At 65.6% G+C, this 22,244-nt stretch carries 28 protein-coding genes; 20 read left to right on the top strand and 8 right to left on the bottom strand.

Going from position 1 to position 22,244, the window contains the following annotated elements:
- The first annotated feature begins 9 nt into the window (after positions 1-9).
- Positions 10-699 carry an ankyrin repeat domain-containing protein gene (locus AC5RU7_RS10320; protein WP_494052134.1) on the top strand — a complete coding sequence of 230 codons (690 nt, stop codon included), beginning with the start codon at positions 10-12 and terminating at the stop codon, positions 697-699.
- 68 nt (positions 700-767) lie between these two features.
- Here the strand turns inward: AC5RU7_RS10320 and AC5RU7_RS10315 are convergent, their stop codons facing one another.
- From AC5RU7_RS10315 to AC5RU7_RS10305, 3 genes are read right to left on the bottom strand one after another with little or no spacing between them, the layout of a single operon-like run.
- Complete coding sequence (locus AC5RU7_RS10315) at positions 768-1,961, bottom strand: acetyl-CoA acetyltransferase (RefSeq protein ID WP_494052133.1); 1,194 nt, start codon at positions 1,959-1,961, stop codon at positions 768-770.
- Positions 1,958-2,629, bottom strand: a complete 672-nt coding sequence (locus AC5RU7_RS10310; protein WP_494052132.1) for a 3-oxoacid CoA-transferase subunit B — start codon at positions 2,627-2,629, stop codon at positions 1,958-1,960. Before AC5RU7_RS10310 ends, AC5RU7_RS10315 begins: the two co-directional genes overlap by 4 nt.
- Before the next feature lie 31 nt (positions 2,630-2,660).
- Positions 2,661-3,389, bottom strand: a complete 729-nt coding sequence (locus AC5RU7_RS10305; RefSeq protein WP_494052131.1) for a CoA transferase subunit A — start codon at positions 3,387-3,389, stop codon at positions 2,661-2,663.
- Positions 3,390-3,562: 173 nt separating this feature from the next.
- On the opposite strand from AC5RU7_RS10305, the gene AC5RU7_RS10300 reads away from it, so the two are divergent.
- Both AC5RU7_RS10300 and AC5RU7_RS10295 read left to right on the top strand, forming a co-directional pair.
- Positions 3,563-4,357 (top strand): IclR family transcriptional regulator, encoded by a 795-nt coding sequence (locus AC5RU7_RS10300; RefSeq protein WP_494052130.1) that lies wholly within the window; start codon positions 3,563-3,565, stop codon positions 4,355-4,357.
- A gap of 62 nt (positions 4,358-4,419) precedes the next feature.
- Positions 4,420-4,650 (top strand): hypothetical protein, encoded by a 231-nt coding sequence (locus AC5RU7_RS10295; protein WP_494052129.1) that lies wholly within the window; start codon positions 4,420-4,422, stop codon positions 4,648-4,650.
- A 123-nt stretch (positions 4,651-4,773) separates the two neighbouring features.
- Here the strand turns inward: AC5RU7_RS10295 and nadE are convergent, their stop codons facing one another.
- Positions 4,774-5,628, bottom strand: a complete 855-nt coding sequence (gene nadE / locus AC5RU7_RS10290) for an NAD(+) synthase (RefSeq protein WP_494052128.1) — start codon at positions 5,626-5,628, stop codon at positions 4,774-4,776.
- A 74-nt stretch (positions 5,629-5,702) separates the two neighbouring features.
- Here nadE and pyrE point away from each other — a divergent pair, with 74 nt between their 5' ends.
- The 4 genes from pyrE to AC5RU7_RS10270 all read left to right on the top strand — a co-directional run bounded on the left by pyrE (position 5,703) and on the right by AC5RU7_RS10270 (position 9,030).
- Entirely contained in the window at positions 5,703-6,287 is a 585-nt protein-coding gene (pyrE, locus tag AC5RU7_RS10285; protein WP_009357201.1) for an orotate phosphoribosyltransferase, read from the top strand.
- Positions 6,288-6,440: 153 nt separating this feature from the next.
- Positions 6,441-7,208 (top strand): GAF and ANTAR domain-containing protein, encoded by a 768-nt coding sequence (locus tag AC5RU7_RS10280; protein WP_494052127.1) that lies wholly within the window; start codon positions 6,441-6,443, stop codon positions 7,206-7,208.
- Positions 7,209-7,308: 100 nt separating this feature from the next.
- Positions 7,309-7,920, top strand: a complete 612-nt coding sequence (locus tag AC5RU7_RS10275; protein WP_494052126.1) for a hypothetical protein — start codon at positions 7,309-7,311, stop codon at positions 7,918-7,920.
- A gap of 69 nt (positions 7,921-7,989) precedes the next feature.
- Positions 7,990-9,030, top strand: coding sequence for an alpha/beta fold hydrolase (locus AC5RU7_RS10270; protein WP_494052125.1), 1,041 nt, complete (start codon positions 7,990-7,992; stop codon positions 9,028-9,030).
- On the opposite strand, the gene AC5RU7_RS10265 is transcribed toward AC5RU7_RS10270, so the two are convergent.
- Positions 9,027-9,854 (bottom strand): HAD-IIA family hydrolase, encoded by an 828-nt coding sequence (locus AC5RU7_RS10265; RefSeq protein WP_494010880.1) that lies wholly within the window; start codon positions 9,852-9,854, stop codon positions 9,027-9,029. The two genes, AC5RU7_RS10270 and AC5RU7_RS10265, sit on opposite strands and share 4 nt — an antisense overlap.
- A 53-nt stretch (positions 9,855-9,907) precedes the next feature.
- On the opposite strand from AC5RU7_RS10265, the gene AC5RU7_RS10260 reads away from it, so the two are divergent.
- The 3 genes from AC5RU7_RS10260 to AC5RU7_RS10250 all read left to right on the top strand — a co-directional run bounded on the left by AC5RU7_RS10260 (position 9,908) and on the right by AC5RU7_RS10250 (position 12,178).
- Complete coding sequence (locus tag AC5RU7_RS10260) at positions 9,908-10,582, top strand: TrmH family RNA methyltransferase (RefSeq protein ID WP_494052124.1); 675 nt, start codon at positions 9,908-9,910, stop codon at positions 10,580-10,582.
- Between the two features lie 153 nt (positions 10,583-10,735).
- Positions 10,736-11,755, top strand: coding sequence for a class II fructose-bisphosphate aldolase (fbaA, locus tag AC5RU7_RS10255; protein ID WP_009357195.1), 1,020 nt, complete (start codon positions 10,736-10,738; stop codon positions 11,753-11,755).
- Positions 11,756-12,178, top strand: coding sequence for a DUF3151 domain-containing protein (locus tag AC5RU7_RS10250; RefSeq protein ID WP_494052123.1), 423 nt, complete (start codon positions 11,756-11,758; stop codon positions 12,176-12,178).
- Between the two features lie 182 nt (positions 12,179-12,360).
- Here AC5RU7_RS10250 and AC5RU7_RS10245 read toward each other — a convergent pair whose 3' ends face one another.
- Complete coding sequence (locus AC5RU7_RS10245; protein WP_494010876.1) at positions 12,361-12,993, bottom strand: uracil-DNA glycosylase family protein; 633 nt, start codon at positions 12,991-12,993, stop codon at positions 12,361-12,363.
- Positions 12,994-13,316: 323 nt separating this feature from the next.
- Here AC5RU7_RS10245 and AC5RU7_RS10240 point away from each other — a divergent pair, with 323 nt between their 5' ends.
- From AC5RU7_RS10240 to AC5RU7_RS10215, 6 genes are all read left to right on the top strand, one after another.
- The gene (locus AC5RU7_RS10240; protein ID WP_494052122.1) at positions 13,317-14,372 is read left to right on the top strand and encodes a M14 family zinc carboxypeptidase; all 1,056 of its coding nucleotides are present in this window, start codon (positions 13,317-13,319) and stop codon (positions 14,370-14,372) included.
- A gap of 245 nt (positions 14,373-14,617) precedes the next feature.
- Positions 14,618-15,907, top strand: coding sequence for an adenylosuccinate synthase (locus tag AC5RU7_RS10235; protein ID WP_494052121.1), 1,290 nt, complete (start codon positions 14,618-14,620; stop codon positions 15,905-15,907).
- 247 nt (positions 15,908-16,154) lie between these two features.
- Complete coding sequence (locus tag AC5RU7_RS10230) at positions 16,155-16,532, top strand: YegP family protein (protein ID WP_494052120.1); 378 nt, start codon at positions 16,155-16,157, stop codon at positions 16,530-16,532.
- Positions 16,533-16,825: 293 nt separating this feature from the next.
- Positions 16,826-17,377, top strand: a complete 552-nt coding sequence (locus AC5RU7_RS10225) for an RNA polymerase sigma factor (protein ID WP_494052119.1) — start codon at positions 16,826-16,828, stop codon at positions 17,375-17,377.
- Positions 17,374-18,207 carry a hypothetical protein gene (locus AC5RU7_RS10220; RefSeq protein ID WP_494052118.1) on the top strand — a complete coding sequence of 278 codons (834 nt, stop codon included), beginning with the start codon at positions 17,374-17,376 and terminating at the stop codon, positions 18,205-18,207. The genes AC5RU7_RS10225 and AC5RU7_RS10220 overlap by 4 nt, the downstream gene beginning before the upstream one ends.
- Before the next feature lie 62 nt (positions 18,208-18,269).
- Positions 18,270-18,695, top strand: a complete 426-nt coding sequence (locus tag AC5RU7_RS10215) for a CoA-binding protein (protein WP_494052117.1) — start codon at positions 18,270-18,272, stop codon at positions 18,693-18,695.
- A gap of 25 nt (positions 18,696-18,720) precedes the next feature.
- On the opposite strand, the gene AC5RU7_RS10210 is transcribed toward AC5RU7_RS10215, so the two are convergent.
- Positions 18,721-19,749 (bottom strand): isopenicillin N synthase family dioxygenase, encoded by a 1,029-nt coding sequence (locus AC5RU7_RS10210; RefSeq protein WP_494052116.1) that lies wholly within the window; start codon positions 19,747-19,749, stop codon positions 18,721-18,723.
- A 45-nt stretch (positions 19,750-19,794) separates the two neighbouring features.
- On the opposite strand from AC5RU7_RS10210, the gene AC5RU7_RS10205 reads away from it, so the two are divergent.
- Genes AC5RU7_RS10205 through AC5RU7_RS10190 form a run of 4 tightly spaced genes read left to right on the top strand, consistent with a single transcriptional unit; the run spans position 19,795 to position 21,387 of the window.
- Positions 19,795-20,211 (top strand): MmcQ/YjbR family DNA-binding protein, encoded by a 417-nt coding sequence (locus AC5RU7_RS10205; protein WP_494052115.1) that lies wholly within the window; start codon positions 19,795-19,797, stop codon positions 20,209-20,211.
- Complete coding sequence (locus AC5RU7_RS10200) at positions 20,208-20,762, top strand: DUF1990 domain-containing protein (protein ID WP_494052114.1); 555 nt, start codon at positions 20,208-20,210, stop codon at positions 20,760-20,762. The genes AC5RU7_RS10205 and AC5RU7_RS10200 overlap by 4 nt, the downstream gene beginning before the upstream one ends.
- On the top strand, positions 20,759-21,079 hold the full coding sequence (locus tag AC5RU7_RS10195; protein ID WP_494052113.1) for a putative quinol monooxygenase: 321 nt from the start codon (positions 20,759-20,761) through the stop codon (positions 21,077-21,079). The genes AC5RU7_RS10200 and AC5RU7_RS10195 overlap by 4 nt, the downstream gene beginning before the upstream one ends.
- A gap of 14 nt (positions 21,080-21,093) precedes the next feature.
- Positions 21,094-21,387 (top strand): DUF503 domain-containing protein, encoded by a 294-nt coding sequence (locus tag AC5RU7_RS10190; RefSeq protein WP_494010865.1) that lies wholly within the window; start codon positions 21,094-21,096, stop codon positions 21,385-21,387.
- A 5-nt stretch (positions 21,388-21,392) separates the two neighbouring features.
- Here AC5RU7_RS10190 and AC5RU7_RS10185 read toward each other — a convergent pair whose 3' ends face one another.
- Positions 21,393-22,208, bottom strand: coding sequence for an SGNH/GDSL hydrolase family protein (locus AC5RU7_RS10185; protein ID WP_494052112.1), 816 nt, complete (start codon positions 22,206-22,208; stop codon positions 21,393-21,395).
- Between the last annotated feature and the right edge of the window lie 36 nt (positions 22,209-22,244).

Raw genomic sequence — 22,244 nt, 5'->3', positions numbered from 1 at the left:
GCTCCGCGTATGAGGCGATTCCGGATTGCCGTGATGCTTGCCGCCGGCGGGCTGTTGCTCAGCGCCTGCCAGGCCGGTCCGCCGGAGCCGCAGGCGGTTGACTCTGCGTCCGCCCCCGCCCCCTCCAGCCCCCTGCCCGCTCCCGGACAGCCCCCGACGGCGGCGCCCTCCCCGCCGCCCCCACCGGCCCTGTCCGCCGGGGAACAGGCGCAGCTGGACCAGGAACTGATCGCAGCCGCCAAGGCCAACAACGCCCCGCTGGTGGCCTCGCTGATCGGGCGGGGCGGGAACGTCAACGCCAAGGACGCCATCCAGGATTCCGCGTTCCTCTATGCCGGAGCCGAAGGCTTCAACGAGGTCCTCCGGCTGACGCTGGCGGCGGGTGCGGATGTTGCCAGCACCAACCGCTACGGCGGGACGGCACTGATTCCCGCGAGCGAGCACGGGCACGTGGAGACGGTGCAGATCCTGATCGCGGCCGGGGTGCCGGTAAACCACGTCAACAACCTGGGCTGGACGGCCATGCAGGAAGCCATCCTGCTCAACAACGGTGGCCCGCGCCAGCTGGAAGTGGTGCGCCTGCTCCTGGACGCCGGTGCGGACCCGGACATCAGCGATCCGGAGGGCCGTACTGCCCTCCAGAACGCGGAGCGGCGGGGGTTCGCGGAAATCGCGGCCCTGATCCGCTCCCGCAGCTAGAGTTTTTGTCCAGATACGGCGGGTTCCGGGCCGCGTAAGGCGCCATATCTGGACAAAAACTCGAAGGGTTAGAGGGCTTCGAGGATGCTGACGTAGTTGGCGATGCCCACGCCGCCCATGTTCTGGACCGCGGCGCGGCGGGGGCCATTCAGTTGCATGTCGCCGGCGGTGCCGGTGAGCTGCATGGCGGCGAGGACGTGCTGCGAGACGCCGGTGGCGCCCACCGGGTGGCCCTTGGATTTGAGGCCGCCGGAGACGTTGACGGGCAGCTTCCCGTCCTTGAACACCCAGCCCTCTTCAAGGGCGCGGGCGCCCTGGCCGGGGTCGGTGAGGCCCATGGCCTCGTACATGAGCAACTCGGCGATGGTGAAGCAGTCGTGGACCTCCGCGAAGTCAAGGTCTGCGATTCCGACGCCGGCCATCGCCAGGGCGCGCTGCCAGGATACGCGGGTGGCTTCGAAGGCCACGGGGTCACGGCGGGAGGCTGGGAAGAAGTCGTTTGCCTGGCCGAACCCGGCCAACCGCACGGGCGAAGCCGCACCGCCCGTAGGTGATGTGGACAGGACGACGGCGGCGGCGCCGTCGGATACGGGGGAGCAGTCCGTGCGGCGCAGGGGATCAGCCACCATGGGATTCTTGTCCGAGAGGGTGCGGCAGAACTCCTCACCGAGGTCCTTGCGGAGCTGGGCGTAGGGGTTGTCCACGCCATTGCGGTGGTTCTTGGCCGCGATGGTGCCCAGCACGTCGCCGAGCTTGCCGTGGGGGTCGTAGCGTTTGGCGTAGTGCTTGGCCACGTCAGCGAACAGCCCGGTGAAGCCTGTGGTGGAGGACTTGCCCGCCATGTCGTAGTCGGCGCCCAGCAGCCCGGCGCCCACAACGTCGGCCCCGGCGTGGGTCATCTTCTCCGCACCGATCACCAGGACGGTCCTGGCGGTCCCGGCGAGCAGGGACTTGGTGCCCTGCTGGAACGCGGCGGAGCCGGAGGCGCAGGCGTTCTCCACCCGAGTGGCGGGAACGTTGGCGAGGCCGGGGGAGACCTGCAGTGCCAGCGACGACGGGAAGGCCAGGGGCATCATCCCGGAGTTGAACTGGCCCACGTAGACCTCGTCCACCTGTCCGGGATCGATCCCCGCGGTGTTAATGGCGTCGGTGGCCACCTGCACGATCAGGGACTCCAGGGTGTCGTCGGTGAGCTTGCCGAACTTGCTGTGCCCCCATCCGGTGATGAGGATGTCCTTGCCGAACTGTTCCTTGAGGCTCATGCGATGGCTCCTTCGCGCTCGAGGGCGATGTCGAATTCCGCGCCGGTCTTGTCGTGGATCACGCTGAGCGTCACGTCCGGAGCGAGGCGGGTGAGCGTGAGCCGCCGCCCGCCGTCGTCCTTCTTCACCAGGTCGAAGACGGCAAGGTCTGTGATGATGCGGTCCACGCAGTCCAGCCCGGTAAGTGGCAGCGTGCATTCGCGGACGATCTTTGGGGTGCCGTCTTTGGCGTTGTGTTCTGTGAGGACCACGACCCGGGGTGTGCCGGCCACCAGGTCCATGGCACCGCCCATGCCCTTGACCATCTTGCCGGGGATGGTCCAGTTGGCCAGGTCACCGGTGCCGGAGACCTGCATGGCGCCGAGGATGGCGACCTTGACGTGCCCCCCGCGGATCATGCCGAACGAGGTTGCGGAGTCGAAGATGCTGCCGCCGGGCAGGACGGTGACGGTCTGCTTGCCTGCGTTGATCAGGTCAGCGTCCTCTTCGCCCTCGTAGGGGAACGGGCCCATGCCCAGCAGGCCGTTTTCGCTCTGCAGGACTACGCGGATGCCGTCGGGCAGGTTGTTGGCCACCAGCGTGGGGATGCCGATGCCCAGGTTCACGTAGTCGCCGTCGTTCAGTTCCTCGGCCGCGATGGCGGCCATTTCATCCCTGGTCCAGGCCATGGGGTTTCTCCTTTGAAAAAGTGGTGGGTGTTCAGACGGCCAGCGCTTCAGCGGCGGGCTCGGTGCGGGGCCAAACGGTGCGCTGTTCGATGTCCTTGGCCCGTGCGGTGGCCTGCACCAGGCGCTGGACGAACACGCCGGGGGTGACGATGTGGTTCGGGTCCAGGGCGCCGGGCGGGAGGATGACCTCGGCCTCGGCGATGGTTTGCTTCCCGGCGGTGGCCACCACGGGGTTGAAGTTGCGTGCGGTGTAGCGGTAGATGAGGTTGCCGTCGGTGTCGGCGGTGTGGGCGTGGACCAGCGCGACGTCGGCCACGATGCCGCGCTCCTGGACGTACGTTTCGCCGCCGAACACCTCGTGCGGCTTGCCCTCGGCAACCAGGGTGCCGACGCCCGTCCTCGTGTAGAAGGCGGGGATACCGGCACCGCCGGCGCGCAGCCGCTCGGCCAGGGTGCCCTGCGGGGTGAACTCCACCTCGAGCTTTCCGGCGAGGTACTGCTCCGCGAACAGCTTGTTCTCGCCCACATAGGACGCGATGACTTTGCGGACCTGGCCCGCTTCAATCAGGATGCCCAGGCCCTTGCCGTCCACACCCATGTTGTTCGAGACCACCGTCAGGTCCTTTACCCCGGAATCCCGCACGGCCTCAATCAGGTCGGAGGGAATACCGCTCAGGCCGAACCCGCCCACGGCCAGGGTCATCCCGTCCTCAAGCGTCCCCTGCAGGGCCGCAGCGGCCGTGGGGTGAAGTTTGCTCATGGTTTCTCCTCGTTGAGCGTCAGCGTGTCCACTTTATGGACCAATGGTTGTGCCTTCGAGGCTAAAGAGGCTGATTGGGGGTGTCAAGAGGCGGAATGTGAGCAAAAACGTGCGCATCTACACTGTGGACGGTAGGCTTCTGCATGTCCATATTATGGACGAAAGGAGCAGGAATGGGTGCAGTTCAGGTGCAGGGAGCGCAGGTGGTCAGCAGGATCGCCGGATTGTTACGCCTGGTGTCGCGCAGTGCGGAGGGCATGCCGCTGGCCGGCCTGGTCCGCGAATCCGGGCTGACCCGGCCCACGGTCCATCGGCTGCTGACCTCCCTTGCGGGCGAGGGACTGCTGGACCAGGATCCAGCATCCGGCAACTGGGTGCTGGGGCCGGAAGTCCTTTTGATGGGGTCGGTCGCCTCTGCCCGGTTCCCGCTGGAGGACATTGCGCGCCCCAGCCTGCGCCGGCTCGCTGAGGCCACCGGGGAGAGTGCCTTCTTTTCCGTCCGCCGCGGCACGGAGACCGTCTGCCTGCTGCGGGAGGAGGGCAGCTTTCCGGTCCGGTCTTTCGTCCTCCATGAGGGCGTCCGGTTCCCCCTGGGTGTGGCCTCCGCCGGCACGGCCATCATGGCGTTCCTGCCTGAGGCCGAGCAGGAGGAGTTGCTGGCGGACTGGACAAAGCATGCGGGCACCTTCGCTGCAAACCACACGAAGCAGCTTGTCCGCGAGAACCTGGCCCGTACCCGGTTGCAGGGCTACTCAGTGAACCCCGGCCTGGTGCTTGAAGGCAGCTGGGGGATGGGCGCGGCCGTGTTCGACCGGTCAGGCCGGCCCGCCTGGGCCCTGTCCCTGACGGGGATCGAGCCCCGGTTCCGGCCGGACCGCCAGGAAGAGCTGGGCGCGCTGCTGATGGCGGAGGCCCACCGGATTACCCAGCAGCTGGCTGGCACCGAGGGCGGAGGGGTGCCCTACTGAAACCCTTGGCCTGCCAGGATCTGGTTCTGTTTCCGGGTTCTGATGCGGACGTACCATCAGGCATGGAAAAGCTGAAATTCGAGGTAGAAATTAGCGCTCCCGCGGAAACCGTCTGGGCCACGATGCTCGATGATGCCACATACCGGGAATGGACGAGTGCGTTCAACGAGTCAGGTTCCTACTATGAGGGTGACTGGAACCGGGGCAGTGAGATTCGGTTCCTTGGCCCTGACGATGAACCTGTGGCCCTCGGTAAGCTCAAGGACCTCGCCGAAGCCCGGTCCTCCAGCTGACGTCGCTCAACGCGAACAACCGTTAACCAAAATGCGCGACGGCGCGCCACTCCTGAAAGTGCGGCGCGCCGCTTCGCGCTTCCCGAAAGGTAAGGAAGCCCAGTGGAGGCCGGGCTCTGTATGTCAGAGCCCGGTGCGTGCCTCTTCGGGGCCCTCGCCCTTCCACCAGGTGTCAAAGATACTGACGGGCACAGTGCGCTTGTGCCGGGTGCGCAGGTACTTCTGCTCGATGCGTTCCGCGACGTCCCCGGGAACGTCCCGGCCCTCCAGGTAGTCGTCGATCTGGTCGTAGGTCAGGCCCAGCTCGTCTTCATCCGTGCGGCCCGGCTGGTCGTCCAGGAGGTCTGCGGTGGGTACCTTTTCCCAGATCCGTGCAGGGGCGCCAAGCTCTGCCAGCAGGGCGCGGTTTTGCCGCTTGTTCAAACCGAACAACGGAAGGATGTCCGCGCCGCCGTCGCCATATTTGGTGAAAAATCCGGTGACGGACTCCGCGCCGTGGTCGGTGCCGACCACCAGGTAGTTGTGCTCGCCTGCCAGCGCGTACTGGGCGATCATGCGGGTCCGGGCCTTGGTGTTTCCCTTGTGGAAGTCGGAAATTTCGCTGCCCACGGTCTTTTCGAACTCGTCCTCGAAACCGTCAACGGCCGCGGAAATGTTGAAGGTCCATTCCGTCTTGGGCCGGATGAAATCAAGGGCGGCCTGGGCGTCCTCCTCATCGTGCTGGACACCGTAGGGAAGGCGGACCGCCACGAAATTGGCCTCCACGCCCTCGGCCTCCAGCTCGTCAACAGCCAGCTGGGCGAGCTTTCCGGCCAGGGACGAATCCAGGCCGCCGGAAATGCCCAGGACAAATCCCCTGGTCTGTGTTGCCTTGAGGTAGTCCTTAAGGAACGTGACACGCTTGCGCACCTCCCCGGCGGGATCGATCCGGGGCTGTACGCCCATTTCCTTGATAATGGTGGCCTGGAGTTCGCGCATGTGCTCCAGCCTAGCCAGCGGCGTTGACAGTGCTCAAGCATGTCCACCGGCCTGTCCCGACTAAACTGGAACCCATGACTTCCCCCAGTGAGACTGCAGTGGATGCTGCAGCTGCCCGTGCCCGCCTGCTCGAACTGATCAAGGAACTTGCCGTGGTCCGCGGCAAGGTGATCCTCTCCAGCGGAGCGGAGGCTGACTACTACATCGACCTCCGCCGGATCACACTGCACCATGAGGCATCCAAGCTGGTGGGCCAGGTAATGCTTGCGCTTGCCGACGACGCCGGGATCGACTTCGAATGCGCCGGTGGCCTTACCATGGGGGCTGACCCGGTGGGGACGGCCGTGATGCATGCAGCCGCCGACGCCGGCCGCGCCGTTGACGCCTTCGTGGTCCGCAAGGCGCAGAAGTCCTACGGCATGGGCCGCCAGGTGGAAGGCCCGTCCGTGGAAGGCCGCAAAGTCCTGGTCCTGGAAGACACCTCCACCACCGGCGGCTCCGCCCTGACGGCCGTCGAGGGCGTCCGCAACGCCGGCGGCAATGTTGTTGCGGTGGCAGTGATCGTGGACCGCGATACCGGAGCCAAAGAAAAGATTGAAGCCGAAACCGGTGTTCCCTACCTGTTTGCGTTCAGCAAGGACGAGCTGGGACTTTCCTAGCAGCAGCCGTCGACCCCGCACGCCGAGAGGGCGGCGGGGGTCAGCTGTAGCAGCGTTCCGGGGACTGGGGCTGCACCCTTTGTTGGATGACCGGCTGAGGCTGGCCTATCATTTGCCATAACCCCTTAACTCCCCGTACGGAGAACTTGCCCCATGCTCCCCTCTGAACAGCCCTTGAACACCAACGAGCAGATCCAGAACCTCATCCTGGACAGTGCCGATTTCGAGGACTTCCTCAACGAGCTGGCGCGATTCTCCGCGCACCAGGTGGCAGGCGATGGAGAAGACGCCCTCTGTGGTATTACCCTTCTGCGTGACCGCAAGGCGGCCACCATCGGCTGGAGCAGCGACTCCGCGCGGGAAGTGGACGAGATCCAGTATTCCCTGGCACAGGGCCCCTGCCTGACTGCGGCCGAGGAGGAGCGTGAGGTCCACGTGCCGGACCTCCTTCAGGAGAACCGCTGGGGTCCCGACTATGCGAATGCGGTGGCCTCGCATGGCCTCCGGTCCGTGCTGTCCCTGCCCTTCAACCTGCAGGGTGAAGCCAAAGCGGCGCTCAACCTGTACTCCGACGTTCCGCGCAAGTTCGATGAAAATGCTGCCGCGAAAGCCCGCGGCTACACCCGGGAGATCTCCCAGGCCCTGCGGCTGGCGGTGCGGTTCTCGCTGCATACGGACAGTGCGGCCAACCTCCGTGCCACGCTGGAGTCCCGCACTATCATCGATATCGCCGTGGGAATCGTGATGGCCCAGAACCGGTGCAGCCAGCAGGCGGCAGTGCAGATCCTCACCGAGGCTTCAAGCAACAGCAACACGAAACTGCGGGATATTGCGCGGTCCCTGGTTGATTCAGTGGGTGGCAGCGGCACCCGGACGCATTACCAGGAGCCAAGCCAGAGGCAGTCCGACCAGTCTGCCTGAGGCCCGGCGATGTTACCGGCGGGTTGTGCCCGGCTCGGACTCGGGGTTACGCTTACCGAGGTTGAGCCGTCGGCCATAGACACCCTTTTTTGGAGTACCTATGGACCGCGCACTGAACGCCCTCGTTAATCTCGACGTCCCCGCCGATACCGTGCGGATTGATGTCCGGGGGAGCCTGAACAACGAGTCACGCCCCGACCTTGTGCACATCATCCGCCGCGTCAGGCGCATGGGCATCCGCTCGCACATCCGGGTTGACCTTTCCCGGGCTGCGCTGGTGGAGTCGGCGGCACTGGCGGGGCTGCGGAGCGACCTCAACGCCATGGACATCACCGCGCTGGCAGGAATTGACGGTGCCGGGGTATCCCTCCAGGTCTCCACACCCACTGGCAGTTGGGCAACTCCTGCCGGTCCGGCGGGCCGGACTTTTCCTGTTCCCGTCGACGACTCCCTCCTTCCTGAGGTCAACCGGGACTTCCTGGGCGTCCCGGCTGCCCGGCTGGAGGAGCTGTTCTGCCGGCCGCTGCAGGAATACTCGGGTGAAGAGCTCCTTGCGGCCAGCGACACCCTGTTCGCCCTGCTGGACAACCCCAGGGCACTCGCAGGCTCGGACCTCCTGGGCCGCTACAACGACATTGGCCGGGAGATCCTCCGGCGCCGGCAGCATCCGGAAGCGCCGTCAACCGCGGCAGAGGGCCGGACAGCCATCTGACCCGGCGTCACTGAATGGTTACACCCCGCTGCTTGCGGCGGTGTCTTCGGTTGTGCCTACGGTAGAGGCGTGCCGTATGAGGGGGAGGTAAATCCGCAGGACCGGCGCGGGTCTTCCGCGGCCCGCCTGCTGGCGGAAGCGGCTGCCCTGAAACGCTTTTCCCGGCGCACGTTCCTCACTGTTGCCGGCGCCTCAGGATTGCTGGCGGCGGACATGCTCCTCACCCGGGAGGTCCAGTCGCAGCGCCGGACCAATAAGATCCTGCCCGTAACGGACAACTTCGCAGATGCGTACTATCCGGACGCCAGCTGGTTCCTCTTCCCCGGCTACAAAACCAGCTGGGAAGAAGCGCAGTGGATACTGAACTCCCTGCGCGGGTCCCTGAACAAGCGGGCCCGGCTGGCCGCCGTCGGATACTCCAACCAGGGGCTGGATATTGATCGGGTGGTGATCGCAGTGATCGAGTACGTCCGCGCCCAAAAGCTCACCAAGCTCTTCTTCTACGGGCACAGTTTCGGCGGCATGGTGGCAACCCAGGTGGCCGCACGGCTCCTGGAGCTCCACGGCGTGGAGGTGCAGTTCATCGTGCTGGACTCCAGCCCGTACAGCAAGCATGACGTCCTTGACCAGAGCTGGTTCGATGGCGTGGTGTTCCTCTACGAGCGCGGCTTCCGGTTCCCGTCCGCCCTCCGTGGCGGCTACGAACTGGGCGAACGCGTGATCCACAAGGACGAGCGCAGCTGGCGGCAGATCCTGGACCAGACGGTGGAACAGCTGTCACCGATCGCCCCGTCCAGCGTGCTGGTCCAGACGGAATCCGCCTACATCTACTACTTTGACGGGTCCCGGTTCGCAGGCCGGATCGGCAACGCCAAGATGGCCTACATCGGGAACCCGAGAGACCGCACCGTGCGTTACCAGACCGCAGCCGAGGCCTGGGCCGTGGCGTTCAAGGACAACATGGTCTCCACCGACCTGCAGACCACAGATGCAGCCCCCGCCCACGCCAGCCCCGGCTGGAACCCCAACGTGTACAACCCCATCCTGGAGGAACTGATGAACGGCTTCTTCCCGCTGCCCCGGGGCGGGTCCAGGGTGAGTGTGTTCTAGAGCTGGTTTTTCAGGTCCGCCACCGAGTTCAGGACCTGGTTGGGCCGGAACGGGTAGGCACCGATGTCATCCCGTCCCGTGATCCCCGTGAGGACCAGGACGGTATGCAGGCCCGCCTCCATGCCCGCGATGATGTCCGTGTCCATCCGGTCCCCGATCATGGCGGTGGTCTCGGAGTGCGCATCGATCTGGTTCATGGCGGAACGGAACATCATGGGGTTTGGTTTGCCGACGATGTACGGTTCCCTGCCGGTGGCCTTGGTGATCAAAGCTGCGATTGCCCCTGTTGCGGGCATGGGGCCGTCCTTGGACGGGCCGGTGGCATCCGGGTTGGTTGCGATAAAGCGGGCACCGGCGAGGATCAGCCGGATGGCGGTGGTAATGGCCTCGAAGGAATAGGTGCGCGTCTCGCCAAGCACCACGAAGTCCGGGTTCTGGTCGGTGAGGATGAAGCCTGCCTCGTGGAGCGCCGTCGTAAGCCCTGCCTCGCCGATTGTGTAGGCCCTGTTGCCGGCTTCCGAACGCACCTGGTCCTTGAGGAACTGCGCGGTGGCCAGGGCCGAGGTCCAAATGTTCTCCTCGGGGACCTCCAGGCCGGAGGAACGCAGCCGGGCGGCAAGGTCGCGCGGGGTGAAAATGGAGTTGTTGGTCAGCACCAGGAAGCGCTTGGATGTGTCCACCCACCGCTGGATCAGTTCAGCTGCACCCGGGATTGGCTGGTTCTCGTGGACCAGGACGCCGTCCATGTCCGTCAGCCAGCACTCAATGTCCTGGCCGCTGCGGTAAACCGCCGGGTTGCCTACTACCTGGTCTGCTTCTGCCACGCTTGCCTCCGCCGGTTGATGTTCGGTCCAGTGGTCCAGTCTAGTGTTGAAGGGTGAACCAAACGCCCGGCACGCCTGACCCCGCCAACCCGCAGCCCGAGGAGGTCGGGGCACCCAAGGCGGAAGTCGGCGTCGGACCCTGGGAAGGCGACTTGCCGGAAGGCGACCACTGGGACCCGGACCTGCTGGCCGACGGCGACCGCCGCAACGTTCTGGACAAGTACCGCTACTGGAAGCACGAGGCGATCGTGGCGGAACTGGATTCCCGCCGGCACAACTTCCATGTGGCCATCGAGAACTGGCAGCACGACCTCAACATCGGCACGGTGGTGCGGACCGCCAACGCGTTCCTCGCCAAGGAGGTCCACATCATTGGACGACGGCGGTGGAACCGGCGCGGCGCCATGGTCACCGACCGCTACCAGCACGTCCGCCACCATCCCACCGTGGAGGACTTCGTGGCGTGGGCGCAGGGCGAGGGCCTGGCGATCATCGGAATCGACATCTTTCCCGACTCCGTCCCCCTGGAAACCTACGAACTGCCCAGGGACTGCGTGCTGGTTTTCGGCCAGGAAGGTCCGGGCCTCACGCCCGAGGTCCACGCTGCGGCCGAGGCCACGTTGTCCATTGAACAGTTCGGCTCCACCAGGTCCATCAACGCCGCCTCCGCAGCAGCCATCGCCATGCACGCCTGGGTCCGCCGGCACGTCTTCAACCAGCATGTGTAGCGGGCAGCGGGGCACGTAATCCCAACTCGCTGGAGTGTTACCGAGGGCTGACCCGAATCGCCTGGGCTGTGGCGGATATCGCTAGGATGGTGCTAGCCGTAAAGCGGTCTACGGGTTACCAGCCCTCAGACGAAACTCAGCATAGGAGTCAGCATGCCCATTGCAACCCCAGAGATCTACTCCGAAATGATCGACCGCGCGAAGGCAGGCGGCTTCGCTTACCCGGCCGTGAACGTGACCTCCTCGCAGACCCTGAACGCCGCACTGCGCGGTTTCGCCGAGGCTGAGTCCGACGGCATCGTCCAGGTTTCCACCGGCGGTGCCGCCTACTGGTCCGGCGCCTCCACCAAGGACATGGTGGCCGGTTCCCTGGGCTTTGCAGCCTTCGCCCGCGAGGTGGCCAAGAACTACGGCGTGAACATCGCGCTGCACACCGACCACTGCCCCAAGGACAAGCTGGACGGCTTCGTCCTGCCGCTGCTGGCCGCCTCCGAGGCTGAGGTCAAGGCCGGCCGCAACCCGCTGTTCAACTCCCACATGTGGGACGGCTCCGCCGAGACCCTGCAGGAAAACCTCCGCATCGCCCGCGAACTGCTGGAGCGCACCGCCGCCGCCAAGATGATCCTCGAGGTTGAAATCGGCACAGTGGGCGGCGAAGAGGACGGCGTTGAGAACGAGATCAACGAAAAGCTCTACACCACGGTAGAGGACGCCCTGGCCACCGTTGAGGCGCTGGGTGCAGGCGAGCACGGCCGCTACATCACCGCGCTGACCTTCGGCAACGTCCACGGCGTCTACAAGCCCGGCGGCGTCAAGCTCCGCCCGGAGATCCTCAAGGACATCCAGGCCCAGGTGGGCGCGAAGATCGGCAAGGAAAACCCGTTCGACCTGGTGTTCCACGGCGGCTCCGGCTCCTCGGACCAGGAAATCGCGGACGCGGTCTCCTACGGCACCATCAAGATGAACATCGACACCGACACCCAGTACGCGTACACCCGTCCGGTGGCCGACCACATGTTCAAGAACTACGACGGTGTCCTGAAGGTGGACGGCGAAGTGGGCAACAAGAAGACCTACGACCCCCGCGTCTGGGGCGCCTCCGCCGAAGCCGGGCTCGCAGCCCGCGTCGTGGAAGCCACAAAGCAGCTCGGCTCGGCCGGAAAGACCTTCTAAATGTCGGACGAGTTCCGCAGGAACCTCATGGGTCCGGAGCCCACGCTCCTGCCCGCCGAGACAGAGGTGTACCAGCATCTCGCCCTGGGCCAGGAAGCCGTGGACCTGGTGGCGAAGAACCCCACGTCCTCGCTCCTGTGGGCCATCCTGGCCGAAGAGGCGTGGGCAGAGGGGCGCACCATCGACTCCTACGCCTACGCCCGGGTGGGCTACCACCGCGGGCTCGACGCGCTGCGCCGCAACGGCTGGCGCGGCGCCGGCCCCATCCCCTGGGAGCATGAGCCCAACCGCGGGTTCCTGCGCGCCCTGTACTCGCTGGGGCGGGCCTCGGCAGCCATCGGCGAGCCGGAGGAGCCGGAGCGCATCGAGAAGTTCCTCAAGGACTCCGATCCCGCGGCCAAGGCAGCCATCGAAGGCGCCTGATTACTGGGCCCACACCCGCAGGGTTCCCTGGCCCGTGGAGCCGCCCGGGTGAGGGTCCCGGCCCGAGCTTGCGAGGGCAGGGAGCCCGTGTGGCCTTGCGAGGTTAGGGGGCGGGTGGGGACGACGGCGGGCGGCCACCTTGGTGAAAGGTGACCGCCCGCCGTCGTATGTCCCGGGTGGGGTTAGCTGGATTTTTGCAGACCCGTCCGGGCCATGGCGTCGGCGTAGGCGACGCGCATGTCCTCCAGGTATTCCGCCTGGCGGGCCGGGGAACCGGCAAACGCGCGGCCGCTGAGGGAGCGCACCTTGTAGGTCTTGAGCCCCCGGCGCCACAGGAGGGGCACCTCGGTCTTCAGCAGCAGGTTTGCCAGGCGGTTGGCCTCGGTGCCATGGGCCACGATCACGGATGCGCGGGGGACCAGCGCCAGGAATTTGAGCAGCGGCTTGAGGCCGGACTGGATCTGGTCCGGAGTGAACTTCCCGTTGGCCTCGCCGGGGACGTGCCACGGGTGGACGTTCCACGGCATCACGAACTCCGGGCGGAGGCCCAGCTTCCACTGGATCCCGAGCATGCGGGTGGCGGCGTCCTGGTCGCCGGCGGTGATGAAACCTGACGGATCTGCTTCACCGATGTTCGAGAACAGGCTGATGATGCGGCATTCTTCGACGTCGTGCATGGGATCGACGTAGGGAACCGTGGTGCCGGGCCTGGTCTCCTGCAGGGAATCGCACAGTTCGTTGACGGCGGCGACGTTGGGCTCGTAGCGGCGGCTCAGGAGTTGGTCATGGAATGATTCGGGGGCCAGTGCTGTCATGTACTGCTGGGTCTCCTGCGGGGATTGGCGGTGCGTCCGCCGGCGGAGTCGGGCGCGAGGAGGCGCGGCGCATCAGCGGCGGTAATTGGGGGTGGGCCGGTTCCTGGCCGGCCTTGTCCAGTCTACCAAGCCCCGCGAAGCGAAACGCCGGTGGTCCCGCTTTGCGGCAAAAGGAAGCAATCCCGACAAACCTCGACAAGCAGCTGTCGAGGTTTGTCGAATTGATTGACAGAAACCGTTTACCTTGGTTGGCTGTTGTCACAGTCGCAATGGGGGGCATGGCGGCTGGACGCACCTAATGCACTCGAAAGAGGTAACGCGCTGTGAAAAAATCCTTGAGGGTCCTTGCTGTGTCCGGAGCGCTGGCACTCGCCGTCGTCGCGGGACCGGCCCCGCTGGCTCAGGCCGTGGGCGAAGGCCCCAACTATGACGGCAACGGACAGATCACCACCTCCAAGCTGGCCACCTATGACCAGATGGTTTCCTTCCTGAAGGACCAGGACGCCAAGCAGCAGGCGATGGAGCTGGAAGTCATCGGGCAGACCGTCAAGGGGCGGGACATCCACCTGGTCAAGTACATCTCGGACCCGGCCAAGCCCACCATCCTCTACCTCACGCAGCAGCACGGCAACGAACAGCTCACCACCGAGGGCGCGCTGGAATTCGTCAAGCACCTGGGGACGGGCAAGTCAGGGGACCTCCTGGCCGGCGTCAACATCCTGATCGTTCCCATGCTGAACGCCGACGGAGCCATGGGGGACGTGAACTTCCCGCTTGACGACTATGTTGCCAAGGGTGACCGCAACCTGACCCGCTACAACGCCGAGGGCGTGGACCTGAACCGCGACCATGTGGCCAAGGTCCAGCCCGAAACGCAGGCGCTGCACAACAATGTAATGCGCAAGTACGACATCGATTACATGATCGACCTGCACCACCAGGGCACCCGGAGCGAGCGTGACGGCGAACTGGTTTCCGGCTCCATCCTGTACCCCACCACCCCCCACGCGGACCCCGCCGTCGTCGAAAGGTCCAAGCAACTGGGTGCCGTGGTGTTCGACAACGTTGACTCCACGGGCTGGGGCCACCTGGGCAAGTACCAGGGCGGCAGCGCCGAAATCATCAGCCGCAACGGCATCGCCGTGGAGTACGGGATTGCCACCCTGCTGTTCGAGATGCGCGGCATGTCCGACCACTACGCGGACGGCGTTGCGCTGGGCCTTCGCAGCAACGGCTACCTGATCAAGCAGACGGTCACCACCCTGACATCCACCGCGGCGGCCATCGCGGACGGTTCAATCGCCGACGCCGACACCTCCTTCTGGGACAGCCTCGCCGAGCAGACCTCTCGGCCGGGCGGGGAAGCCGACGACGAGTAAGGCATAAGCCCGCCCGCCATTGCCCTCCTTTACCTTCCGTAAAGGAGGGCGGTGGCCAAACGAGGGGACAAGGAGTGCCATCCGCTAAACTTGGGTGGTAAGGGCCCCGGGGCCATCGCGCCGCAGTTCCGTCCGCGGGACAATGCACGCCGGTCCACTCGGGGCATTCTCATGAACGGCGCTGCCCCAGGACTGCCACGATGTGGCGGGCTACTGGAGAGCCCGAACGAATGGGGGAGGATCCCATGCCAGCAATTGTGATCGTAGGAGCCCAGTGGGGCGACGAAGGTAAAGGCAAAGCCACCGACCTGCTGGGCGGCCGCGTCGATTACGTCGTCAAGCCGAACGGCGGCAACAACGCCGGGCACACCGTCGTCGTAGGCGGTGAAAAGTACGAACTCAAGCTGCTCCCGGCAGGCATTCTCAGCCCCAACGCGGTTCCCATCATCGGCAACGGCTGCGTAGTGAACCTCGAAGCACTGTTCCAGGAAATTGACGGCCTGCAGGCGCGCGGCGCCGATACCTCCAAGCTCCGCGTCTCCGCCAACGCCCACCTCGTCGCCCCGTACCACCAGGTCCTGGACAAGGTGACCGAACGTTTCCTCGGCAAGCGCGCCATCGGCACCACCGGCCGCGGCATCGGCCCCGCCTACATGGACAAGGTGGCCCGCCTGGGCATCCGCGTGCAGGACGTCTTCGACGAATCCATCCTCCGCCAGAAAGTGGAAGGCTCACTGCGGCAGAAGAACGAACTCCTGGTCAAGGTCTACAACCGCCGCGGCGTGGTGGTGGACGAGATCGTGGAGTACTTCCTGTCCTTCGCCGAGCGGCTGCGCCCGTTGGTCATCGACAGCACCCTGGTCCTGAACACCGCCCTTGACGAAGGAAAGGTGGTCCTGATGGAAGGCGGCCAGGCCACGTTCCTGGACGTCGACCACGGCACCTACCCCTTCGTCACTTCCTCCAACCCGACCGCAGGCGGCGCCTCGGTGGGCTCGGGCATCGGCCCCACCCGCATCTCCCGGTCCATCGGCATTATCAAGGCCTACACCACGCGCGTCGGCGCCGGCCCGTTCCCCACGGAGCTCTTCGACGACATGGGCCTGTACCTGCAGAAGACCGGCGGTGAGTTCGGCGTCAACACCGGCCGCCCCCGCCGCTGCGGCTGGTACGACGCCGTCCTGGCCCGCCATGCCTCCCGGGTCAACGGTTTCACGGACTACTTCGTCACCAAGCTGGACGTCCTCACCGGCATCGAGCAGATCCCCGTGTGCGTGGCCTACGACGTCGACGGCGTGCGCCATGACGAGATGCCGATGACGCAGACCGAGTTCCACCACGCCAAGCCGATCTTCGAGTACTTCGACGGTTGGACCGAGGACATCACCGGTGCCCGCACCATGGCTGACCTGCCGGACAACGCGCGCAACTACGTCCTCGCCCTGGAGAAGCTTTCCGGCACGCGTTTCTCCGCCATCGGCGTGGGACCTGACCGGGACCAGACCATCGTGGTGAACGACCTCATCAACGACTGATCCCCCAGCACAGCCAGTCCTGAGGCGGCGGCGGACCACCATTCCTGGGTCCGCCGCCGCGGCATTTAAGCCGCATTTGAGGTGGCAGGCAATTTACACAGGGTTAACCGTCCCGGTCTTGTAGGGCAGCGGGCGCGGGCCGCAAACTTTTCTAATACTTGGTGTACCGATCACCTGCAGTTCCACATAATCCGCGGGAAGATCGCAGCGATGCGTGCGTGCCGGCCGGCACGAGGGCATCGCCAGCATGATTCCCCTCTGGAAGGATGTCGCTATGGCCGGGAACTTCGAAGTGTTTGTCGACGCGGACTCGCTGTACAGGTTCCGGCTACTGGGGCCCGACGGAACGGTAATGGCCGTCTCCCAGGCGTTTAAGGACAAGCACGCCGTCAAGGCAGGTATCGATGCCGTCCGTGAATGTGCCGGCACCGGATTGGTGACCGATCTTTGCCCGGCCGGGACAGTTTCCCCACCGGCGCCTCGTCCTGTCCACGAGGCTGCGCCGGCTGCTTCGCAAAGCGACTGCGGGCCACGTGCCGCCGCGAGAGTGCACATTTCCAGCCTTGCCAAGGGTCCGCGCCGGCTGTCGGCGGCCCCGCATTGGACCCGCGCCCTGACACCATAAAACACTTCCAAAAGTTTTTTAAGGTTTTTCTGGATCCGCGTAACCCTCCCGCCCGCCCCGGCGATTACCTTTATGTAGCGCCGGCCTGGAACTTGTCCCCCATCACGTTCCAGGCCGGCTCTTCCCTTTTCATCCGGCGGCAGGGGCAGCTGCTACTACCGGAACCGGTGCCGCCGTGGCGGTCCCGGTGAAGCGGTTACTGAGGGGTAAAGTTGGCCGGGGACAGGGCATTCCGTCTTGCTTGGTCTGTACTCTAACCAGCGTCCCCCTCTTTGACTGAAAGCACTACGTCCGTGACTGATGCACTGACAGACGAGGCGCTCCGGGACCAGTCCCGGCAGCCCGCCGTTTACAGCCTCGTGTACCGGACATACGCGTCACAGGTCCTGGGCTACCTTACGGCCCGTGGAGTCGAAGATCCGGAGGCGGCAATGCAGGAAGTGTTCCTCTCCGTCCTGCCCCGGGTGGGCTCCGTGCATGGCGGTGCGGCAGGGCTTCGCACTTTCATCTTCTCGGTGGCCCACGCCCGAATGGTGGACGATCACCGCCGCCAGAGCCGCACTCCTGCGCACCTTACGTTTGAGCCGGACCTCGACCACCGGGAGCATGCGTCGGCCGAATCCGAAGCACTGGAACGCATTTCGCCGCAGGAAGTCCTCCGGCTGCTTGATGGCCTCCCCGATGACCAGCGGGAGGCCCTCTCGCTGCGCCTTGTTGCCGGGCTCACGGTGGAGCAGGCAGCGGAAGCAATGGACAAGAGCGCCGGCGCCGTCAAGCAGCTGCAGCGGCGGGCGCTCCTCAAATTGCGGGACCTCTCGGCAGTGAAGGAGTACCTCAAGCCATGACCCCCCACGTTTCCGGCCTGCCCGCGCTGGTCGATGACATGCTCGTCGAGGCCGGACATGCCGAAGATGCGGAACTCCGCGCCGCCCTTCTCACCCTGGGAACCCTGGCATCCCTTCCTGCGCCCGCGCCGTCGGGGGAACTTGCCAAGCTTTTGGCCGGCGACATCACCTCCGGTGCGCCGGACGATGAACTCGCCCGCCGCCGTCGCCGTCGCATCCAACGGCCCACCGTGCTGGGGCTTGCCCTCGCAGCGGGCATGGCAACAGGGATAGGCGGAGTCGCTGCCAGTTCCCCGGTGGCTATGCATGCCGGCAGCTCCTCGGTGCAGGAGCTGCTCGACGATTGGCGGCCGTCCTGGAGCATTGCGGTCCAGGCTGCCTCCGGATTCCCGCAGCCGGACACCCCAGGTGTGGATTCCGCCTCGGCGGCAGTTGACCCCGGGACTGACGGACCCGCTGTCCCTGCCACTGTTTCAGGCGGGCAGCCTGCCGGGCAGCGACCTGCTCCCCGCCAGGTACCGGGGACACCCGGCCCGGAGCAGCAAGCGCCGCAGGCAAAGGGCGACGTTTCCAACGGCGGCCGGCAGGACAACCCGCAGGCGCCAGACCAGGACCGTGGCCCCTCAGGAAGCCCGGCCACCGACCTCCCCGGCGCCGGACAGTCCCGCGGAGACAGCTTCCCCGGTGAGAAAAAGCTGGCAGGGGAAGGCAGCCTCGCCGGGGATGCGGTGAAGCCGCGGGCGGAAGCAGCAGAGCCCGTGAACCGCACCCCTGCAACCGCAGGCAAGCAAGCACCTGGCGACAACTGGCGGCAGAAATTCAATCGGTGACAGTCACGGGAATACTGACCGGCAGCCCCGGCGACCAATGGACACGCAGGTAGGCTAAGCCCATGGGCCAAACTAACGATCCAGCTGTCATCGAACGGCTGATGCGGACGAAGGGCCGTTGGGCCATCGTGGGCCTCACCACCAACGAATGGCGCGCCGCCTACGACACATCACTGTTCATCCGCGACCGGCTGGGGATGGACATTATCCCGGTCAACCTGCCCGGCGACCCGGTGCACGGCGAAGAGGGGTACCGCAGGCTCAGGGACATTCCCCCTGAAAAGCACCCCATCGACGTCGTGGACTGCTTTGTGAACTCCCAGCGGGTGGGGGCGGTGGTAGACGAGGCGATTGCCGTGGGGGCGAAGGCAGTTTGGCTTCAGCTTGGCGTGATCGACGAGGACGCGGCGGCGCGGGCCAAGGCAGCGGGCCTGGATGTGGTGATGGACGTCTGTCCCGCGCAGGTGGCCTGGCAGTTCAACCTTTGACCCCTGCCGGCGGTTGAAGTGCAGCCTAGCGCTTCATCAGCTCCGGATAGTGCCGTTCGGTGACATCCGGGTGGGCGCGCATCCGGCCCTTGAGCATATTCATCCCGAAGGATGACAGCAGGGGGTTCGCCGGATCATCGGTGATGCCGCGCGCAGCCGCCCTGAGCTCCGGCGGCAGTGGGACTGGGCCGATGACGGCGTCGAGCCGGGGCGACCAGAAGAACGGCACCGAGTAGCGGTCCACCCCGGGCGGAGGCGCCTGGACCCGGTGGATGGTGGCAGCAAGGTACCCCTCCGTGGCCACTTCCAGCATTTCGCCCAAATTGACCACCAGCGCGCCGGGGATGGGTTTCACCGGTATCCATCCCGTGGTGCCGGGCGGCTGTACTTCCAGCCCACCCACCTCGTCCTGCAGCAAGAGGGTGACGAAGCCGTAGTCTGCGTGCGAACCTACCCCCTGGTCGCCGGCCTCCTCCACAACGCCGCCAACGTAGTGGACCAGCTTGCCCATCCAGGCCGGGGAATCACGGAACGGCTCGTCAAAGTAGTCCTCGGGCAACTGGAGTGAGACAGCAATGGCACGCAGGAGCTCCATGCCTACCGAGGACATCAGCTCGGCCCATGCCATCGCAGCCGGCTTGAGCTCCGGAAAGGACTCGTCCGGCCACAGGTTGGGGCCCTGGAGCAGCCAATATGGCTCGTCCGGCGGATAGTCGCTGACCGGCTCGCGCTCGGGGGAGTAGTCGATCTGCTCGCGCGCGTCCGCCTTTCCCTGGGTCACCTCAGTGCCCATGCGCGTGTACCCGCGGAAATGGGGCGACAGCCGGTTGTCCAGCTTCAGTCGTTCCTCAAGGGGAAGATTAAAGAAGCGCCTGATGACGTCCAGGAGGTGGTCCGCCTGCCCGGGCGCCCCGCCGTACCCCGTGACCTGGAAGAAACCGACGTTGTGGGTGGCGTGCCGCAGCTGCTCGATGAATTCCGGACTGAAAGACCCGTAGGGCTGCCGTGCGGTGCTTAGGTCCAGAACAGGAATGCTGCCCTGATCGTCTGACATCCTCGCAGACTAGCACCGCTGCGGCCTGCTTTATAGGCTGGCTTCATGGACCCCGACGCGCTACGGATAATCTGCCTGTCCTTCCCGGGCGCCTACGAGGATTACCCGTTCGGGCCGGAAACAGCAGTATTTAAGGTCATTGCCCGCAGCGGCGGCGGAACTGCCTCCGGGGGCAAGCTCTTCGCCTTGTCCTCGATGGACCTCCGGGACTTCTACGTGAACCTCAAATGCGAGCCGTCACTGGCCGTCCAACTGCGTGCTGCCCACCCGGAGATCACGGGTGCCTGGCATATGAACAAGACCCACTGGAACGGCGTACGCCTGGACGGGGCACTGCCGGATGACATGGTCCGTGACATGGTGGAAGACTCCTACGACCTGGTGGTGGCGGGCCTCAACCGGAAGCAGCAGGAACAGCTGGGGTGGGCGCGCCTGTCCGGTGCCGACGGGGCAAAGCAGTGACCGGGAAGCCCTTGGTGAAGGGCGCCCTGAACTACCCCGGTGTGGGGAGCACTGAACGTGGTACAGCTCCAGCAGGATTCACGGGCGTCCTGGAAGAAGCCCGCCTGGGCGCCGGCATGGATGTCTACCGGCGCGTCGCGCAAGGCATCCTGGCCTGGGAGCTGCACAGGCGGGCGGGGCTGCGGGTCCGGGCCGACTCACCCGCAGTGCTGCCCGGGGCCCGGGTGGTGAGCGGGTTCGGTGCGGGGCCATTTCGCCTCAACGCACCATGCGAGGTGGTCTGGGTCCATGAGCCTTCCCCGGACGGCATGCCGCAGTCGGCCGGTTTCGGCTACGGGACCCTGCCGGGGCACCCTGCCCGCGGCGAGGAGTCCTTCGAGGTGGAAATCAACAGGGCCGGTGAGGTGTTCCTTCGGATCCGGGCCTTCAGCAAGCCCGGCAACTGGTTCTACGCCGCGGGCGGACTGGTGACCAGGGCCGCGCAGCGCTATGTGACTTCCCGGTACATTGAAGGGGCACGAACACTCGCCGCGGAAGGAACTTCCCAGTGATCTTTATCGTCGTCAAGTTCAAAGTGAAGCCCGAATGGTCGGAGCGCTGGCTGGGCCTGGTGAAAGGCTTCACGAATGCCACCAGGGAGGAACCCGGAAACCTCTGGTTCGACTGGTCCCGCAGCGTGGACGATCCAAACGAGTTCGTCCTGGTGGAAGCCTTCAAGGACGATGCCGCGGGTGACCACGTCAACAGCGTCCATTTCAAGCAGGCCATGGCTGACATGCCGCAGGCGCTCGCCGAAACCCCCAGGATCATCAGCCGCCAGCTCGACGGCGACGGCTGGGACCGGATGGGTGAGCTCACCATCGAGTAGGAAGGCCCGGACCTGTGTGGATCGGCTGGATCGAATTCGACATCCTCCTGGGCGACGTCCACAGCCTGAAGGGGAAACGGTCCGTCGTCAGGCCCCTGCTCGCCGAACTCAAGCGCCGCTTCGATGTCTCGGTGGCAGAAGTGGGCGACCATGACCAGTACCGGCGCTCAAAGGTTGGCGTTGGCCTTGTGGCCGCGGACCGGGCGCACCTCGTTGAGGTGCTCGACGCCGTCGACCGCTTCGTTGCCGGGCGCCCTGAAATCGAACTGCTTAGCGCCCGGCAGCGGGAGATCCACAGCGAGGACTGACGCGGCTACCAGGCCGCGTTCCAGGTGATTTCGGCCAACCTGGCCTGCCCCTGGAGACTGGGGTGGAAGTAATCCAGCGTGCTCACGTCGGCAGGGCTGGGTACGTGGGCGGAAACAGCCCCGCCGTCGGTGCGGCAGCCCTCGTACCGGGCACAGGTTTCGGCCAGCACGGAGTTGAAGGCCTGATGGCGCTGGAGGACCTGCTGCCGCTGCTCTTCGGTCGCTGAGGCACCGAACATGGCCGGGCAGATCCGGCCGGCGGACCAGGCCGACTGGGCGGCCGGCTCGGCACGCAGGACAATCCACAGCTGGTGGATATCCGGGATACTGCTGACCAGCACCCTGGGCTGAGGTGACATTTGATCCAGGATCATCAACGCCTGGGCCACATGCGAGCGGAACTCGTCCACCGGTGTCATGCTTTCCACGGAAGCCGTACACAGATCGTTGGCCCCTGCCAGAACGGTGACGTATGCGGCATGGCTTTCGGCTGCCTGGGCGGCCTGCCGGGGCAAATCTGCAACCTTCGCCCCGCTGACGGAGTGGTTGAAGTTGTTCCCCCTGATGGCCGGCTCCAGACGGAGCAGCCGTTCGTAATGGCTGGCCACGCCGTCGCCGGGGACGTCACCGGTGGACCAGGACTGTCCCGGGTGGTCACCGGCGCTGCAGCAGGCGCTGTTGGCCTGGGATATGGAATCGCCCAGGGCGGCAATGCTGCGGGGGAAGGCTGTCCCGGTGGCAGGAGGCGGAGTCGGTGCGGCCGCGATCACGATAAGGACCGGCAACAGCAGCACGGCCAGGAACCTTGTCAGCTTGCCCATAGGACGATTAAAGCGGAAATCCGCGTCCCCTCCGGA

Source organism: Arthrobacter sp. K410C (assembly GCF_059090105.1).
Note: the sequence above shows the minus strand (reverse complement) of the source record. Positions and strands in the feature narration are given on the sequence as shown.

Excerpts from the sequence above, each read along its gene's own strand:
- AC5RU7_RS10320 (WP_494052134.1), top strand. The coding sequence starts at position 10 with ATGAGGCGATTCCGGATTGCCGTGATGCTTGCCGCCGGCGGGCTGTTG.
- AC5RU7_RS10315 (WP_494052133.1), bottom strand. The coding sequence starts at position 1,961 with ATGAGCCTCAAGGAACAGTTCGGCAAGGACATCCTCATCACCGGATGG.
- AC5RU7_RS10310 (WP_494052132.1), bottom strand. The coding sequence starts at position 2,629 with ATGGCCTGGACCAGGGATGAAATGGCCGCCATCGCGGCCGAGGAACTG.
- AC5RU7_RS10305 (WP_494052131.1), bottom strand. The coding sequence starts at position 3,389 with ATGAGCAAACTTCACCCCACGGCCGCTGCGGCCCTGCAGGGGACGCTT.
- AC5RU7_RS10300 (WP_494052130.1), top strand. The coding sequence starts at position 3,563 with ATGGGTGCAGTTCAGGTGCAGGGAGCGCAGGTGGTCAGCAGGATCGCC.
- AC5RU7_RS10295 (WP_494052129.1), top strand. The coding sequence starts at position 4,420 with ATGGAAAAGCTGAAATTCGAGGTAGAAATTAGCGCTCCCGCGGAAACC.
- nadE (WP_494052128.1), bottom strand. The coding sequence starts at position 5,628 with ATGCGCGAACTCCAGGCCACCATTATCAAGGAAATGGGCGTACAGCCC.
- pyrE (WP_009357201.1), top strand. The coding sequence starts at position 5,703 with ATGACTTCCCCCAGTGAGACTGCAGTGGATGCTGCAGCTGCCCGTGCC.
- AC5RU7_RS10280 (WP_494052127.1), top strand. The coding sequence starts at position 6,441 with ATGCTCCCCTCTGAACAGCCCTTGAACACCAACGAGCAGATCCAGAAC.
- AC5RU7_RS10275 (WP_494052126.1), top strand. The coding sequence starts at position 7,309 with ATGGACCGCGCACTGAACGCCCTCGTTAATCTCGACGTCCCCGCCGAT.
- fbaA (WP_009357195.1), top strand. The coding sequence starts at position 10,736 with ATGCCCATTGCAACCCCAGAGATCTACTCCGAAATGATCGACCGCGCG.
- AC5RU7_RS10250 (WP_494052123.1), top strand. The coding sequence starts at position 11,756 with ATGTCGGACGAGTTCCGCAGGAACCTCATGGGTCCGGAGCCCACGCTC.
- AC5RU7_RS10245 (WP_494010876.1), bottom strand. The coding sequence starts at position 12,993 with ATGACAGCACTGGCCCCCGAATCATTCCATGACCAACTCCTGAGCCGC.
- AC5RU7_RS10235 (WP_494052121.1), top strand. The coding sequence starts at position 14,618 with ATGCCAGCAATTGTGATCGTAGGAGCCCAGTGGGGCGACGAAGGTAAA.
- AC5RU7_RS10230 (WP_494052120.1), top strand. The coding sequence starts at position 16,155 with ATGATTCCCCTCTGGAAGGATGTCGCTATGGCCGGGAACTTCGAAGTG.
- AC5RU7_RS10220 (WP_494052118.1), top strand. The coding sequence starts at position 17,374 with ATGACCCCCCACGTTTCCGGCCTGCCCGCGCTGGTCGATGACATGCTC.
- AC5RU7_RS10215 (WP_494052117.1), top strand. The coding sequence starts at position 18,270 with ATGGGCCAAACTAACGATCCAGCTGTCATCGAACGGCTGATGCGGACG.
- AC5RU7_RS10210 (WP_494052116.1), bottom strand. The coding sequence starts at position 19,749 with ATGTCAGACGATCAGGGCAGCATTCCTGTTCTGGACCTAAGCACCGCA.
- AC5RU7_RS10205 (WP_494052115.1), top strand. The coding sequence starts at position 19,795 with ATGGACCCCGACGCGCTACGGATAATCTGCCTGTCCTTCCCGGGCGCC.
- AC5RU7_RS10185 (WP_494052112.1), bottom strand. The coding sequence starts at position 22,208 with ATGGGCAAGCTGACAAGGTTCCTGGCCGTGCTGCTGTTGCCGGTCCTT.